Raw genomic sequence first — 15971 nt, forward strand, 5'->3', positions numbered from 1 at the left:
TTAAGTTTGTTAAATGACGTGCAAAATAGTATTATGTTACAATTTCTCATCATAAGTTTTTGTTAAACATAGTATATTCGCACAATGCAAAGTACACTTATAAGTATTCTTACACCTTTTAAAAATACTGAAGTTTATTTAAATGAATGTATAGATTCTATTTTAAATCAAACTTACACTAATTGGGAATTATTAATTATTGATGATCATTCAACCGATAACAGCTACCAAGTTGTTGAAAAATATGCCCAAAAAGATAACCGCATTAAGCTTTACAAAAACAACGGCAGCGGCATTATTGATGCTTTACAACAAGCCTTTGCTAATAGTAGCGGTACATTTATTACCCGTATGGATAGTGACGATATAATGACCCCTAACAAATTAGAGGTTTTGGCCAACAATTTAATAACCCACGGTAAAAAACACGTGGCTATTGGTTTGGTAAAATATTTTAATGCCAATGGCGTTGGTGCTGGTTATAAAAGTTATGAAACCTGGTTAAACCAACTTACTTTACATGGTAATAATTATAATGAAATTTATAAAGAATGTGTAATACCATCGCCTTGTTGGATGATTCACAGAGACGATTTATTGGCTTGTGATGCTTTTAACCCAAATATTTATCCTGAAGATTATGATTTAACATTTAGGTTTTACAAACATAATTACAGCTGCATACCTTGTAATGAAATTATACATTACTGGAGAGATTACAGCACCCGAACATCTCGCACGCACGTACATTATGCACAAAACCACTTTACAAGTTTAAAAGTGCATCATTTTTTAAACATAGATTACAACCCCAACAAAACACCTGTAATTTGGGGCGCTGGCACCAAAGGAAAACTCATGGCTAAATTGTTTATTAATCATAACATAACGTTTAAATGGATTTGTGATAACCCTAATAAAATTGGTAAAGATATTTACGGAAAAACATTGCTGAAATTTAATGCATTAGCCAACATAAAAAACCCACAAAGTTTAATTACTGTAGCAAATAAAACTGCTCAAAAAGAAATTAAAACGTATTTAAAAAGTTTAAATTTAGAACCAATTAAGGATTATATATTTTTTTGCTAAAACTCAACAAAACAAACGTTTTGCACAAATGTCGTAAAAATGTCATGAATAAACCGCTATTAAAATATATAATAGAATTTAATTTTGAATCTATGATAAATTAAATATGCTTTATGATTGATATAGGTACCAAAATAAAAAATATTAGAAAAAAGAAAGGTCTTACGCAAGAAGAATTAGCAGAAGCTTCTAGAGTAAATTTAAGAACAATTCAACGCATTGAAAAAAATGAAAATGAGCCTCGTGGAAAAACACTTCAATTAATATGTGAGGCCCTTGAAATAAATACTGAAGAAATAATAGATTATGGCAAAGTAGATGACAAAAATTATTTAATTGTATTACATTTATCTGTAATTTCTTTCATCATTATTCCTCTAGGTAATATTATAATACCCCTTATAATATGGTTATTCAAAAAAGATAAAATTGTTGGCTTAAAAGAAACAGGTGTTAGATTATTAAACTTTCAAATATTCTGGACATTTATATCGTATTTAGCATTAATTATCTGTATAATCATGGCTATGATGCATATTGATTTTGGTTTTATTTCCTTTAAATCACTTTTGTTATTATTTTTCTTTGTTAATATTGTAAATATTGTACTTCCAATCATTTACACTATTAAAACAAGCAATAATCAAAAAGGCTTATACCCCAATATCATCAAACTAATTAGGTGATACATTATCATTTCATTAACCTAACGCTTTCAGGAATAAGTTTTTTTTTCATAATAAATTTATTTTATTGGACTTAATTCTCATTAATTCATAATAAAGCTTAATGTAAAATTATAATTATGCGTTTTAAAGTTGAAAATTTTACTTAATTTTGATTAATCAAAAAACAGTATGCAGTTTAAACACCCCGAACTTCTTTACGCTTTATTTTTACTGCTAATTCCAATTATTGTTCATTTATTTCAATTACGCAAGTTTAAAAGAGAAGCCTTTACAAATGTGGCATTTTTAAAAGAAATAAAACAAAACTCGCGTAAAAGTTCTCAAATAAAAAAATGGTTTATACTAGCCACAAGGCTTTTACTTTTAGCAGCTATTATTATTGCTTTTGCACAACCTTTTACAGCAAAAAACAATACGTTTAAAACCGAAAAAGAAACCGTTATTTATATTGATAATTCTTTTAGCATGCAAGCCAAAGGTAGCAAAGGCGAACTTTTAAAGCGTGCATTACAAGATATAGTTAGTAACTTACCTGAAAACAACAAGGTGTCAATATTAACCAATAACAGCCTTTTTAAAAACACCACATTAAAAGCCATAAAAAATGATGTTTTACAAATAGATTATACGGCTAATAAACTTACTTTACAAGCCGTTTTACTTAAAAGTAAAACACTTTTTAGCAAACAAAAAAACACGCAAAAAAACCTTGTTTTAATTTCAGATTTCCAAGAAAACAATTCTAATTTAACTCCAGAAATTGACACGTTAACCAACATACATTTGGTACAATTAAAACCCGTTAACACCAATAATATTGCTATAGATAGTGCTTATGTTGCTTCACAAAGTTTGGCCAACACACAACTAACGGTACTTTTAAAAAATAGTGGTAAACCTGTTAAAAATGTACCTGTTTCAATATTTAACAATACACGTTTAATTGCAAAAACATCGGTTGATATTAATAAAGAAGCCACCACAACGTTTTCTTTACCAAACACTAAAAATATAAACGGTAAAATAACCATTAACGATGCTAGTTTAAGGTTTGATAACAGTTTGTTTTTCAACATTAACAACAACCATAAAATAAACGTTTTAGCCATTAATAATGAAGATGATGACTATTTAAAACGCTTGTTCTCAAAAGATGAATTTAATTTAACATCGGTAAAAGCTAATGCGTTATCATATAACATAATTGACACTCAAAATCTTATAATTTTAAACGAACTTAACAACATACCAAATGCCCTAACATCGGCTTTAAATCATTTTACAAGTCAGGGTGGTATTGTTCTGTTAATTCCTTCAAAAACTAGTAATTTACAATCTTACAATACTTTTTTAACGCACAGAAACATATTATTTAACGCGTTAAATACTTCAGAAAAAAGTGTTACAACCATTAATTATGCTCACCCAATTTACAATAACGGTGTTTTTGAAAAGCAGGTTAGTAATTTTCAATACCCCAAAGTGCAAAGTTTTTTTGAATTAACCCCAAATAACGCAAGTTCTGTTTTAAGTTTTGAAGACGGCAAACCACTTTTACTTCAAAATAAAAACACCTTTATTTTTACAGCCGCTTTAAACACAAAAAACTCAAATTTTAAAAGCTGGAATGTTATTGTGCCAACCTTTTACAATATTGCAAAACAAAGCTTTAAAGCACCAAAACTTTATTATTCAATAGGGAAAAATAATAGTTTTGAAATTGAAACTCAACTGCAACAAGATGATATTTTAACACTAGAATATGAAACCATTAGCCTTATACCAAGGCAAAAATATTTTAACAACAAAGTAGAAATAAACACTCAAGAAATGCCAAATGTATCGGGTGTTTACGCTGTTAAAAACAAGAATTCAATTGTTAGCAATGTTAGCTATAATTATGATAATTCTGAAAGTGATTTAACCTATAAAAATTTAGAAAACATAAAAAATGTAACTGTAAGCAATTCAATAACCAATGTTTTTAATATATTAAAAAGTGACGCCAAAGTTAATGCCTTATGGAAATGGTTTGTTATTTTTGCATTAGTATTACTCATTATTGAAATGCTCATCTTAAAATATTTTAAATGAACATACTTATAAAATCTGCCACTATAATTGATTCAAAAAGCGAATTTCACAACGCAAAACAAGATATTTTAATTGAAAACGGCACGATTTTAAAAATTGCCAAAAGCATAAAAAACCCAAATAATTACCTTGAAATTACGCATGATAATTTGCATGTATCTCAGGGTTGGTTTGATAGTAGCGTATCTTTTGGTGAACCTGGTTTTGAAGAACGCGAAACCATTGAAAACGGACTTAAAGTTGCTGCGGCATCAGGCTTTACAACTATTGCTTTAAATGCAAATACCAAACCGGTGTTAGATTCAAATTCTAATATCACCTTCATAAAAACTAAAACTGCTAATAATGCTGTAAGCGTATTACCAATTGGCGCCTTAACCGTTGGCGGAAAGGGCGAAGATTTAGCCGAATTATATGATATGACCACTGCTGGTGCTGTTTCGTTTTATGATTACAAAAAGCCTATTAGTAACCCAAACCTCATGAAAATTGCATTACAATATGCTGCAAATTTTAATGGTTTGGTGCAATCATTTCCGCAAGAAAACAAAGTGGTTGGCAAAGGCGTTGTTAATGAACATATAACCAGTACAAAATTAGGCTTAAAAGGTATTCCGGCTTTAGCCGAAGAACTACAAGTGGCTCGCGATTTATTTTTATTAGAATACACGGGTGGCAAATTACATATTCCAACCATTTCAACAGCAAAATCTGTGGCACTTATAAAAGAAGCGAAAAAGAAAAAGTTAGATGTAACGTGTAGTGTAGCCATTCATAATTTATATTTTACTGATGACGTTTTAACAAGCTTTGACTCTAATTATAAAGTGTTACCGCCATTACGAACACAAACCGATATTGATGCCTTAATTGAAGGTATTAAAGATGGCACCATAGATATGGTAACCACAGACCATATGCCTATTGATATTGAAGAGAAAAAAGTAGAGTTTGACCACGCTGCATACGGAACTATAGGCTTAGAAAGTGCTTTTGGTGCCTTACAAACTATTTTTAAAACCCAAAAAACCGTTGATATTTTAACCAAAGGCAAGCAACGTTTTGGGGCTACATCAACCGCAATTAATGTTGGTGAACAAGCTAACATAACACTTTTTAATCCAGAAGGAGAATTCACATTTAGTAAAAACCATATAACATCAAAATCTAAAAACAGTATGTTTCTAGAAACAAGTTTAAAAGGAAATGTTTACGGTATAATTGCAAACAACCAAATTGTATTAAACAATTAATAATGAATCAACAAGATATTGAACGCGGTAAAAAAAACGCCATAATAAGTTATATCACTATTTTTGGAGTTATCATTGCATATTTTTTAAATAACGAAACAGACAAAAAAAGTGAATTTGCTAGTTTTCACATAAGACAATCTTTAGGGTTATGGCTTACATTTTGGGCATTGGGTTATATTATTGGTAGTTTTGATAGTTGGCTAGTTACCGCTAGTTTTTACTTATTTTTTGCAGTGCTTTTTATTTATGGTTTTTCTATGGCTATTTCTAAAAAAGCAACCGAAGTACCACTTGTTGGTAAATTATACCAAAAAATATTTTCAAATTTTGCAAGATAAACTATGAGTCAATCACTTTCACTTCAACATATTACAAAACCATCAAGTTTAAAAGAAAACGCACCTTTATTAATCATGCTACATGGTTATGGTAGTGATGAGAACGATTTGTTTTCGTTCGCTTCAGAATTACCAGATGAACTTTTTATAATTTCAGTAAGAGCTCCCTACCCTATGCAACCATTCGGCAATGCGTGGTACGCTATTAATTTTGATGCCGAAAAAGGCAAATGGAACGACCAACAAGAAGCCGAAGCTTCAAGAGATTTAATTGCAAAATTTATTGATGAAGCAACAGCTCATTATCCTGTAAACAAAAATAATGTAACGCTATTAGGGTTTAGCCAAGGTTGTATTTTAAGTTGTGCGGTAGCCTTAAACTACCCAGAAAAAATTAAAAATATTGTGGGCCTTAGCGGTTATATATATCATGATATTTTACCCGATAATTTACAAGAAAAAGACTATTCAAGTTTAGACTTTTACTGCTCTCATGGTAGTGTAGACCAGGTAATTCCTGTAGATTGGGCAAGACAAACTCCCGTTTTCTTTAAAAGTTTAAATATTAAACATAAATATTCTGAATTTCCGGTAGGACATGGCGTGGCACCGCAAAATTTTTATGAGTTTAAAACTTGGTTGTCTAATCGTATTTAATTTTTTCATACAAAAGTAATCCCCCATTATTTATTATACTATTGAACATTTGTTATACTGAAACACCTATAAAACAAAAGGTTGTTCAGGTTTTGTCAAGTTTTTTTCGTTACTAAATATCCAACAGATTTTAATTTTACAAACTAAAATTGAAATCAAAATTTAAAATGAAAAAAACCACTAAACTAATTATTGCATTATTTTCAATATTCCTTTTTATTGCATGCGGTTGTTCTAATAGCAATGGAGAACCTGTAGAAGAAGAACAGCAAGAAGAAATACCTAAAGATCCTGAACCTGAGGAAGAGGAAGAAGAAACAAATCAAACATTTGCAGATATTGAAGTTCCTGCTAACCCTGGAGACGGCATGATTTGGGAATTTCAAGAAGACTTATCTGATGATTTTGAATATGAATATGCTGGAGAAAACAAGTTAGCCACTTTTGGTAATGGAAAATGGACTAACTTTTATCATAATTCATGGAATGGTCCAGGGCCAACAATTTGGCGCTATGAAAATGTTACTGCCTCTGGTGGCAATTTAAGATTGATTACAAGCAGAGAACCCGGTGAAATGAAAACTTACAGCGGTTCTACCGGTAATATTACAGATAAAGCAACACGATTAGGTTGTATTACATCAACAAAACGCGTAAAATACCCTGTATTTGTTGAAGCGCGCGTAAAAGTAGCTAATGCTTTTTTTGCATCTGATATTTGGATGCTAAGTCCAGATGACACACAAGAAATAGATATTTTAGAAGCCTATGGCGCTCAAAACCCTAGAAATGAACAAACATGGTTTTCAGAGCGTTTTCACATAAGCCACCATGTATTTATTAGAAATCCGTTTCAAGATTACCAACCCAAAGACTCTAGTACGTGGCAAAAAATTGATGGCTACCCACACACCTCTAGTGATTGGGTTAGAATTGGTGTTTATTGGAAATCGCCTACTTACCTTGAATACTACATTAACGGCAAACTTATAAAAGTTATGGATAATTTAGATACCGCTAACGGTAAAGACGGTATAGATCCGCTTAATTACACCTCGCCTACCGGAAATGCTGCCGATAGAACTGGTTTAAGTAAAGAAATGGATATTATTATTAATGCCGAAGTACAAAACTGGAATGCCGAAAAAGGCAGAATACCAACAGATGAAGAAATAGAAAACAACAAAGAAGACCACACATTAAAAGTAGATTGGATTCGTGTTTTTAAACCTGTGGCCCAATAATAAATAAACTTAAATATAAAAAAAGGTTATGTTACTTAAAACAACATAACCTTTTTCATTGGATAAATTTGAAGCTTTGTTTTATTAAATAATTCATTTACTTTAGTTGACATTAAAGAAAATTCTCAATGTAAAATATGGTTGTGCATAATTTAAAAAGTATAACTTAAAATATCATATTTAAACTTAATGTTAGAAAACCTTTCAGTTGAAGAAAATATTGTATTCAATTTTTTTAATCAGGTATACCCTATTTCTAAAAGTGATTTTGAACCAATAAAAAAGAATATAAAAAAGAAAAGCCTAAGTAAGGGAGAAATTCTTTTAGATATTGGACAAATTGAGACTAAAACAAGTTTAGTTTTAAAAGGATTTATACATCAATATGTGATAATTGAAGAAAATTTATTCACCATAGATTTTTCTCTTACTGGCATGAGCTTTAATAATTTTACTAGCTATATGGAAGGTTCTCCATCAAACCAAGTACAAGAAGCTATTACTGATACTGAAATTCTATATTTTGAAAAAAAAGATATTGAGAAACTTTTGTTAGAAAGCCATTCGTTTTCATACATATATACCAAACTATTTGAACAAGTACATTTAGAGCGTGAAAAAAGATCTTTATTATTGCAGCATAAAAATGCATCAATAAAGTATGAACTTTTTTTAAATACAATTTCTAAATCCAAGGCTTTCTTAGAGCAAGTACCTCAAAAGCTAATTGCTAATTATTTAGGCATCACACCAGAAACATATAGCCGTGTAAAAAAAGAATATTTAAAAAAACAGCAATAAAAACATTTCTTGATTTAAAATAAGTTTTTTATTTAAAAGATTTAAGATTTTTGACAAAAATCTAAATCATGAAACTTATTCGGTATATATTTTTATTTATTATAATATTTAGTTGCTCCAAAGAAGATGATTTTACATTTAAAGGAGTAAAACAAGAATTTATAATAAAGTCTACATTAATAAATGATGATTACCCCATTTACGTTTTCTTACCTGAAAATTATAACACAAGAAGCAATAATAACCAGTTAATAATTGCCTTAGATGGAAACACAAGATTTAATGATATTGCTAAAATAATTTCTGAAAAGGCTCAAAAAAAATTATTACCACCCACTATTTTCATTGCCATAGGTAATAACGAACAAAGAAATAGAGATTATACACCAACCTCATATTCTCATGGCAAAGGTGGCGCCAATAATTTTTATTTATTTATAAAAGATGAATTAATACCAGAGCTAGAATCTAGGTATAACATTAACCCTAACAATAATAAATTATTAATGGGGCATTCTTTTGGTGGACTATTCACACAATTTGTTATGGCACAAAACAGAGCTTCAAACCCATTTAACAAATTTATTGCAAGTGGAACTTCTTACTGGTATGACTCTGGTGTTATTTTTGAATATGAGCAAAATTATGCAAAAAACCACACAGATTTAAATGTAACTTTTTACAATGGAATGGGAACTTTAGAAGGCGGTGTTATGCTTGCTTCTTTTGAAGAAATGAATGAACGCTTACAAAAAAGAGCCTACTTAAACTTTAAACACAAAAGTGAACTTATTGAAGGTAGCGGACACAAAAACTCTGCCAACACAACATTTAAAAAAGGTTTAGATTATGTTTTTAATAATTAAAAAAATTATTACACTTTGTTTATTGGTATTTGCCTTAACATTACAGTCTCAAAACACTCATAAAAACTCTTTAGAATTAGGGGTACTTGGTGCCGGTTATGAAGCATTTTATTACGGCGGTTACTGTAAATATAACATGGCTCTTTCCCCTAAAAAAAACCACATATTTTTAGGTTTTTCCTTTGTTGGTTATTTTGATTTTAAGGGAGAATCTGAGCCTGAAGCTTATTTAAAAAATGATGTTGACATGCGCCTTATGCCATCAATAAACATAGGTTACTCTTTAAATTTTAATAAAGTACAATTAAACTTTGAAGTTCCTGTTGGTTTAAATATTGCTATCACCAAAGGCACATTGGTTAATAATAAAATTGGCTTTGAAAGAAGCTTTTCTAATAATGAAATTTTTTTTAATTACGGTTTATCATTTTCTCCTAAGCTCAAACTAAACAACTCAAATAGCATAGGTCTATATAGTTTTTTTCCTTTAGTAACTGATATGGCGCAGTCTGGATATCAAATAGGTATAGGATGGACAAGAAATTTTCACTAATAATACTAACAACAAAATAAAAATAATCAAGTTCAATTTTATATAAACCAACGTATTATGATAAAAAAAGCATTTTTATTAATATTAACAGCCTTTATTTTGTCTTGCACATCAAATGATGATCCAAGAGATAATTACCCTAAAAATAAAAATATTTCATTTTGTGTAACATCAACAGATAATAATAGGTTGTCTGATATTACATTCTCAATACAAGGAAATGGAATAAACATCACTAATTTCTCAAGTAGTAATTCTCATTTACCATTAAAAAAAGATTATTTAAATCAAAAGATAGCACATTTAACAATATTAGATATTTCTTATCGAGATAATTCAGGAGGAGAAATTGGTATGCCATTTCAGCCTTATGAGGTAAAACTTGAAATAACAGTAGACTCTGATACCATTACAGAAAAAACATTTACTGTTTCAGAATCTGGAAATGTAAATTTTCTTCAATACACATTTGAATAAAACCAAAAATAGTATATAGTGTAAAATAATAACGTTTTAAACAACACGAAATAATTTTCCTATTTATCATATAGTTTTTTCTGTAAATTAGCCTAAAATTAACACAAAGCCTTAAAAAATGAAAAACACCTTATTACTAGTATGCTTGTTTTTAATAGTTTCATGCAAATCTGATAAAAACAAAACTACTGCTACAACAGCAACAACTGTTAACACTGAAACTGAAAACGAAACTCAAACAAGTACAAAAAGCAGTGATTATACACCCTACATAGTTATTGATGTTTCAGACAGAAATAAAGAGCGTATTGAAGAAACAGAAGATTTCTCGCCTGCCGAAGTTAGAACTACTTATTTAAAAAACAAAGGCTACATAACTACATTTAAAGTATTTTTAGGTTCTTTTGAAGATGAGCATTATTACGGGCTTAATTTAGCACACCTTAGAAAATCTGGAGATACCAAATTAGAACCAAAAACCTATAAAATTGCTACAACAAGTGAAATGGTTAAAATAGATAAAGGTGATAATGCTTATTTTGAAAGCTTAGATACGTATGATACTGAAGCCTTTACAACTGCAAAAAGCGTTGGTACTATTGAAGATTTTACAGATGAATTTTATGCGCCTTTAAGTGATGACAATATTTTGGTAATTGAAGCTATTGAAGATTTTGGGGAAAGCAACGAAGGTGCCTATTTTTCTGAAAGTTTTCAACGCATTAAAGGTTACTTAGTATTTAACGTTATAAAAATGATTACTGAAAAACCATATACTATTCGTGTAGATTTTGATGTTATTAATGAAATAAGATTACCTGTTAAAAGAGACTAAAAACTTTTTAAAACCATAAATGAAAAAATCCAGTTACTTAAAATTTAGTAACCGGATTTTTTTATTAAATCAAATTGAATACCTATTATCTACTCATTTATTACAAGCCTAAAACCTTCACCATGTATGTTAAGTATTTCTACTTTTTCATCTTGTTTTAGGTATTTACGTAATTTGGCAATGTACACATCCATACTACGCGATGTAAAGTAATTATCATCTCTCCAAATTTTTGTAAGCGCTAATTCTCGCGGCATTAAATCATTTTCATGTAACGCTAATAAACGTAAAAGCTCATTTTCTTTAGGAGATAGTTTTACTGGCTCACCACCATTAAAACGTAAAAAACGAAGTTTTGAGTTTAAATCAAACTTTCCAATTTTAAACTCAAATTGTTTACTATCAGAAATAGATTCTGTGGCCTTACGTTGAATAATTGCTTTAATTTTCATTAAAAGCACCTCGCTATCAAAAGGCTTATTTAAATAATCATCGGCACCTACTTTATAACCTTTTAAAACATCTTCTTTCATGGTTTTAGCGGTTAAGAATATAATGGGCACGTCGGCATTTTTTTCTCTAATTTCTTTAGCCAATGTAAAGCCGTCTTTGTAGGGCATCATTACGTCTAGGATGCATAAATCAAAGTCGTCTTTTTTGAACTTTTCAAAACCTTCCATTCCATTTTTGGCGTGGGTTACTTCATAATCATTCATCATTAAATAATCTTTTAGTACGGTTCCAAAATTAGGGTCGTCTTCAACTAATAAGATTCGTTTTTTTAGTTCTTCCATATTTTTTATGATATTAACGGAAGCTTTATTGTAAATGTGCTTCCTTTTCCTTTTTCACTTTCTACTGAAACATAGCCTTGGTGGTCTTCAACAATACGTTTAACGTAGGCTAAACCTAAACCATGTCCTTTTACATTATGTATGTTGCCTGTGCTTTCTCTATAAAATTTTTCAAACACATGCTTTACTGCTGTTTTACTCATACCACTACCATGATCGGTTATTTTTAAGAGCACATTGTTTCCAATATTTTCTGTGTAAACCTCAATTTTTGGCGCATTAGGTGAGTATTTTATTGCGTTATCTAAAATGTTAACTATAACGTTTGTAAAGTGCGTTTCATTTGCTAAAACCGATGTTTTATTGGCATTTAAAAATGGTTTTATATAGCCTTGTCTGTCTTCAACTATAAGTTCTACATGCGTAATCGCATCTTCAACTAAGTCGTGTAGTTTAACGCGTTCCTTACTTATGTTTAGTTCATTTTTTTCTAGTTTAGATATTCTTAATACGTTTTCAACTTGGGCGTGCATGCGTTTATTTTCTTCTTTTATCATAGATAAATAACGCTTCACTTTTTCTTTATCATCAATAATTGCAGGGTTTTTAATGGCATCTAAAGCTAAATTTATGGTTGCTATAGGTGTTTTAAACTCATGCGTCATGTTGTTAATAAAATCTGTTTTAATTTCAGATATTTTTCGCTGTTTAACTAACTGGTACAAAGCACTTGAATATGCTACTATAATAATTGATGTGAATACTATTGATAGTAAAATCATGCCTATTATTGATGATAGAATGAAACTTCTATCATTAGGGAAATTTACTAATAATTTGTATGGACTTTGATTGTTTTCATCATAAAGCACAGGTACTTTAAAGGTTGATGTGTTATCAAACTCAAAGTTTTCACTTTGTACTTTTGTTGCTAAATCATTGCTGTAAATGGCGTATTCAAAATCTATATCAATTTCGTCTCTTTTTAAAGCTTCAACTAATAATTTGTCAAGTTCTTTTTTAGAAACACGCTTATGTATTGGTGTTTTTTTTCGTATTTCTTTAAAACTTTTTTCAAAACTTAAGCGTTGTGCATCTTCAACAATGCCCGATGATATTATTTTAGTTACAGGGCTTTGGTTTATATCTTTATCAGATAATTCAATATTACTATAAACCTCGGCGCTAGAGCTGCCAATTATATTTTGTATTGTAAGGCTATCTAAACCAATGTCAAAGAGCGATGAAGATAATTTATAATTTTCTTCTAACACGTTGCTTCTGTAAATTAGCGTTTCTTTGGTGCTATTGTTTTGCTGATATATTAATAGCTGAGAAACGGCAACAGAATCGGTTTTATCTTCTTTAGGTAAGCTTTGGTATCTGTCATAATACTCAGCAATTTCAGTTTCCTCTAGGGTGTTTGAAACATAACTAAGCGCCCTTTGTACCTTGAATTTAAAACGTTCTTTTTCGTTTTTTACAGAGTCGTTAATAAAATAAGCTTGTACAAATATTATCCCAATTAAAGATAAACTCATTAAAAGTACCAGAAGGGAAAATATTTTTTTGCTCATCAAACCAAAATTAACATTTTAACATGTAGTACACTTATGTTTTAACCTTACATTAACAAAAATGTTAAAATGGTATGCTATTTATCTTTTAAAAGCAGTTGTTGGTGTATTTTTTCTACTTGTTTTTTTGTGTTTTTTAATGAGGTATTCTCAATTACAAAATCTGACAACTTAACTTTTTCATCATCAGGCAACTGGTTGTTCATTATAGCTTTTATTTTTTCTTTTGTAGTGTCATCACGTTTTAACAAACGCTCTATTCTAAGTTCTAATGGCGCCACAACTGTGATAACAAAATTACATTGTTTATGCCCTCCATTTTCAAATAAAATGGCTACTTCTTTAATTACATAGGTAGTATTTTGTTTAGCTATCCATTTTTTAAAATGCCTTGCTACCCTTGGGTGTACAATAGCATTCATTTGTTCTAAATAGCTTTTATCATTAAAAATAACACTGGCCAGATAAGGCTTATTTAAAGCATTATTTACATACGCATTTTCACCAAAAAGTTGTATTAATTTTCGTTTTATAACTTTTGATGTGTTCATTAGTTTTTTTGCCTCATCATCTGCAATATAAACCGGCACACCTAATCTTTTAAACTGTTTTGCAACGGTAGTTTTACCACTACCAATACCACCTGTAAGGCCTACAACTATCATTTTGTTATTATAAATTCTATTTGCTTGTTATTTATTTTAGCACTTTTTACTGTGCTAGGAATACGCACTAGTTCTGGCACTAAAAAGTTTTGATTTTCGGTTATTTTAGCATAATCGCAAACAACTTCAAAATCTGTTGTTGTTATGTTTTGAAAATTATTCAAACTCACATAATAGGCCACAGTTACTGCTTTTGGAAAAAATTTAACAGTAACACCTTTGGGCACATTAACAACATTAATTGGTACTTTTAAAGTGCCTTCAGTAAACTTTTCAACATTAGCTAATACCTGTATTTGTTTTGCAGATATATTCAAACCTTTATGCTTTTGGGGTAAATGTAAAGCTATTTTAGTATCAATATCATCTCTTACATCATTTAAAACAAGCGGTTCTGTTTCTATTTTATTTATTTTTGAAACCAGCATATCAGGCCCAATTACAACTACAGAATCTGGTTGTAATGCAATAGCGTTTAAAGTATTATAACCAACACTATAATTAATTGTAGCGTTTAAATTTACTGGTACTTTTTTTACCATATTAACATCAAATTTAAAAACTAATGTATCTGGGCTTATATTTAGAAGTTCAACTTGTTCATTAAACTGTGTGTTATTTATATAGGCTTTAGATTTATTGTACATATAGGTTTTATTATGTTTAGTAACATCTTTACTAAAATCTATTTGCACTTTAGGATTGTTAAAATAATAGTTTAACCACTTAAAACCGTGAGTTTTTAAAGTGATATGTAGTTGTACAGAGTCATTTAAAATAACATGCTCTTGGGGTACATTTATTTTTTCTATTTGAAATGAAATGGTGTTGGTATAATCTTTTGACAGTTTAGATACTATTAAAATAACAAACGAAAATAACAGAAATAAAAAGAACACATTATACCTTTTACTTTTAATAGATGCTGCTATTTTAGATTTTATTTTACCAATCATTTTAACAATGTAGCAAGATTAAACGTTTTATTAATTTTTAAAAAACAATTTAGGAAAACGTGTTTCGGGTTGCTTTTTTAGCACACTAACGGCCCATGTAGATTTTAAAAACCCATAGCCATAACCTAAAAATTGTATACTAATGGCGGGTATTGCCAACACCGAAACCTCTATACTTTTTGTTGTTGCCAATGCCATAAAAAAGGCTAACACAAAGTACAATGCGTACGCATATAATAAGGCGTTAAAATTGAATAAAATTAATAATAATGCCAATAAAAACCCTAAACAAAATACCGTAGGAAACCAATATGTTATTTTTTTTGTTGAAGGATGCCACGCATTTAAAATAGGCCTAACCATACCAAACTTATGTACTTGAATGTAGAATTTTTTCCAAGAAATACGACGTTTATGAAACACTTTAGCACCTGAAATAAGTTTGGTTTTGTAACCTAAATTCCAGAGGCGAATTGATAAATCTGGGTCTTCACCTGGATGAATACGCCCAAAACCTTTTGATGCTTTAAATGCTTGTTTTGAAATACCCATATTAAAACTTCTGGGTTGAAATTTGCCCACGCTATTTTTATTACCTCTAATACCACCAGTTGTTATTACCGATGTCATTGAAAAATTAATGGCCTTTTGTAAATTGGTAAATGATTGGTGTGCTGTATCTGGCCCGCCAAAACAATCTACATAATTTTTGTTTAAACTTTTTTCTACAGCATTTAAATAGTTTGGTGGCAAAATAACATCACTATCTAAAATAATAAAATAATTGCCTTTGGCTTTTTGCATTCCAAAGTTTCTGGAGTCTCCAGGGCCAGAATTTGGTTTAAAATAATAGGCTATATTTAAAATGGTATTAAATTGCTCTACTATATTTTTTGACGTTATTGTTGAGCCATCTTCTACAATTACAATTTCAAAGGGTGTGTTAGTTTTTAAGTTTATAAAACTTTGAAGAAGCTCCAAGATTTCATCGGGCCTATTATAAACTGGTATTATAAATGAAAATTGTAATGCCATTATTTGTTTTACGTTGCTTTTGCGTTAGGGATTGAGGCTTTG

17 protein-coding genes are annotated in these 15971 nt (G+C 29.8%); 12 read left to right on the forward strand and 5 right to left on the reverse strand.

Translation table 11 applies throughout. From position 1 onward, the window contains the following. The first annotated feature begins 84 nt into the window (after positions 1-84). The 12 genes from ACXAG4_RS14030 to ACXAG4_RS14085 all read left to right on the forward strand — a co-directional run bounded on the left by ACXAG4_RS14030 (position 85) and on the right by ACXAG4_RS14085 (position 10902). Positions 85-1092, forward strand: a complete 1008-nt coding sequence (locus tag ACXAG4_RS14030) for a glycosyltransferase family 2 protein (RefSeq protein ID WP_475296711.1) — start codon at positions 85-87, stop codon at positions 1090-1092. A gap of 113 nt (positions 1093-1205) precedes the next feature. After that, complete coding sequence (locus ACXAG4_RS14035) at positions 1206-1778, forward strand: magnetosome magnetite crystal formation protein family (protein WP_475296712.1); 573 nt, start codon at positions 1206-1208, stop codon at positions 1776-1778. A gap of 171 nt (positions 1779-1949) precedes the next feature. After that, entirely contained in the window at positions 1950-3875 is a 1926-nt protein-coding gene (locus ACXAG4_RS14040) for a BatA domain-containing protein (RefSeq protein ID WP_475296713.1), read from the forward strand. Continuing rightward, positions 3872-5128, forward strand: a complete 1257-nt coding sequence (locus ACXAG4_RS14045) for a dihydroorotase (RefSeq protein WP_475296714.1) — start codon at positions 3872-3874, stop codon at positions 5126-5128. The genes ACXAG4_RS14040 and ACXAG4_RS14045 overlap by 4 nt, the downstream gene beginning before the upstream one ends. A gap of 2 nt (positions 5129-5130) precedes the next feature. Next, positions 5131-5469 carry a hypothetical protein gene (locus ACXAG4_RS14050; RefSeq protein WP_475296715.1) on the forward strand — a complete coding sequence of 113 codons (339 nt, stop codon included), beginning with the start codon at positions 5131-5133 and terminating at the stop codon, positions 5467-5469. Between the two features lie 3 nt (positions 5470-5472). Beyond that, positions 5473-6126 (forward strand): alpha/beta hydrolase, encoded by a 654-nt coding sequence (locus ACXAG4_RS14055; RefSeq protein WP_475296716.1) that lies wholly within the window; start codon positions 5473-5475, stop codon positions 6124-6126. 167 nt (positions 6127-6293) lie between these two features. Then, positions 6294-7370, forward strand: coding sequence for a LamG domain-containing protein (locus tag ACXAG4_RS14060; protein ID WP_475296717.1), 1077 nt, complete (start codon positions 6294-6296; stop codon positions 7368-7370). A gap of 189 nt (positions 7371-7559) precedes the next feature. Beyond that, the gene (locus ACXAG4_RS14065) at positions 7560-8171 is read left to right on the forward strand and encodes a Crp/Fnr family transcriptional regulator (protein ID WP_475296718.1); all 612 of its coding nucleotides are present in this window, start codon (positions 7560-7562) and stop codon (positions 8169-8171) included. A gap of 68 nt (positions 8172-8239) precedes the next feature. Continuing rightward, a complete protein-coding gene (locus ACXAG4_RS14070) occupies positions 8240-9037 on the forward strand; it encodes an alpha/beta hydrolase (protein ID WP_475296719.1) in 798 nt (265 codons plus the stop codon). Further along, the gene (locus ACXAG4_RS14075; protein ID WP_475296720.1) at positions 9021-9590 is read left to right on the forward strand and encodes a hypothetical protein; all 570 of its coding nucleotides are present in this window, start codon (positions 9021-9023) and stop codon (positions 9588-9590) included. Before ACXAG4_RS14070 ends, ACXAG4_RS14075 begins: the two co-directional genes overlap by 17 nt. A gap of 57 nt (positions 9591-9647) precedes the next feature. Then, the gene (locus tag ACXAG4_RS14080; protein ID WP_475296721.1) at positions 9648-10067 is read left to right on the forward strand and encodes a hypothetical protein; all 420 of its coding nucleotides are present in this window, start codon (positions 9648-9650) and stop codon (positions 10065-10067) included. Positions 10068-10185: 118 nt separating this feature from the next. Continuing rightward, on the forward strand, positions 10186-10902 hold the full coding sequence (locus ACXAG4_RS14085) for a hypothetical protein (RefSeq protein WP_475296722.1): 717 nt from the start codon (positions 10186-10188) through the stop codon (positions 10900-10902). 89 nt (positions 10903-10991) lie between these two features. Here ACXAG4_RS14085 and ACXAG4_RS14090 read toward each other — a convergent pair whose 3' ends face one another. The 5 genes from ACXAG4_RS14090 to ACXAG4_RS14110 form a co-directional block, all read right to left on the reverse strand. After that, positions 10992-11696, reverse strand: a complete 705-nt coding sequence (locus ACXAG4_RS14090) for a response regulator transcription factor (protein ID WP_475296723.1) — start codon at positions 11694-11696, stop codon at positions 10992-10994. Between the two features lie 5 nt (positions 11697-11701). Further along, positions 11702-13237 (reverse strand): sensor histidine kinase, encoded by a 1536-nt coding sequence (locus ACXAG4_RS14095; protein WP_475296724.1) that lies wholly within the window; start codon positions 13235-13237, stop codon positions 11702-11704. Positions 13238-13350: 113 nt separating this feature from the next. Continuing rightward, positions 13351-13938, reverse strand: a complete 588-nt coding sequence (coaE, locus tag ACXAG4_RS14100; protein WP_475296725.1) for a dephospho-CoA kinase — start codon at positions 13936-13938, stop codon at positions 13351-13353. Further along, positions 13935-14894: a YbbR-like domain-containing protein gene (locus ACXAG4_RS14105; protein WP_475296726.1), complete on the reverse strand. Its 960-nt coding sequence runs from the start codon at positions 14892-14894 to the stop codon at positions 13935-13937. The genes coaE and ACXAG4_RS14105 overlap by 4 nt, the downstream gene beginning before the upstream one ends. Before the next feature lie 30 nt (positions 14895-14924). Beyond that, the gene (locus ACXAG4_RS14110) at positions 14925-15929 is read right to left on the reverse strand and encodes a glycosyltransferase family 2 protein (protein WP_475296727.1); all 1005 of its coding nucleotides are present in this window, start codon (positions 15927-15929) and stop codon (positions 14925-14927) included. Between the last annotated feature and the right edge of the window lie 42 nt (positions 15930-15971).

The organism is Seonamhaeicola sp. ABD4_175, from assembly GCF_056160885.1.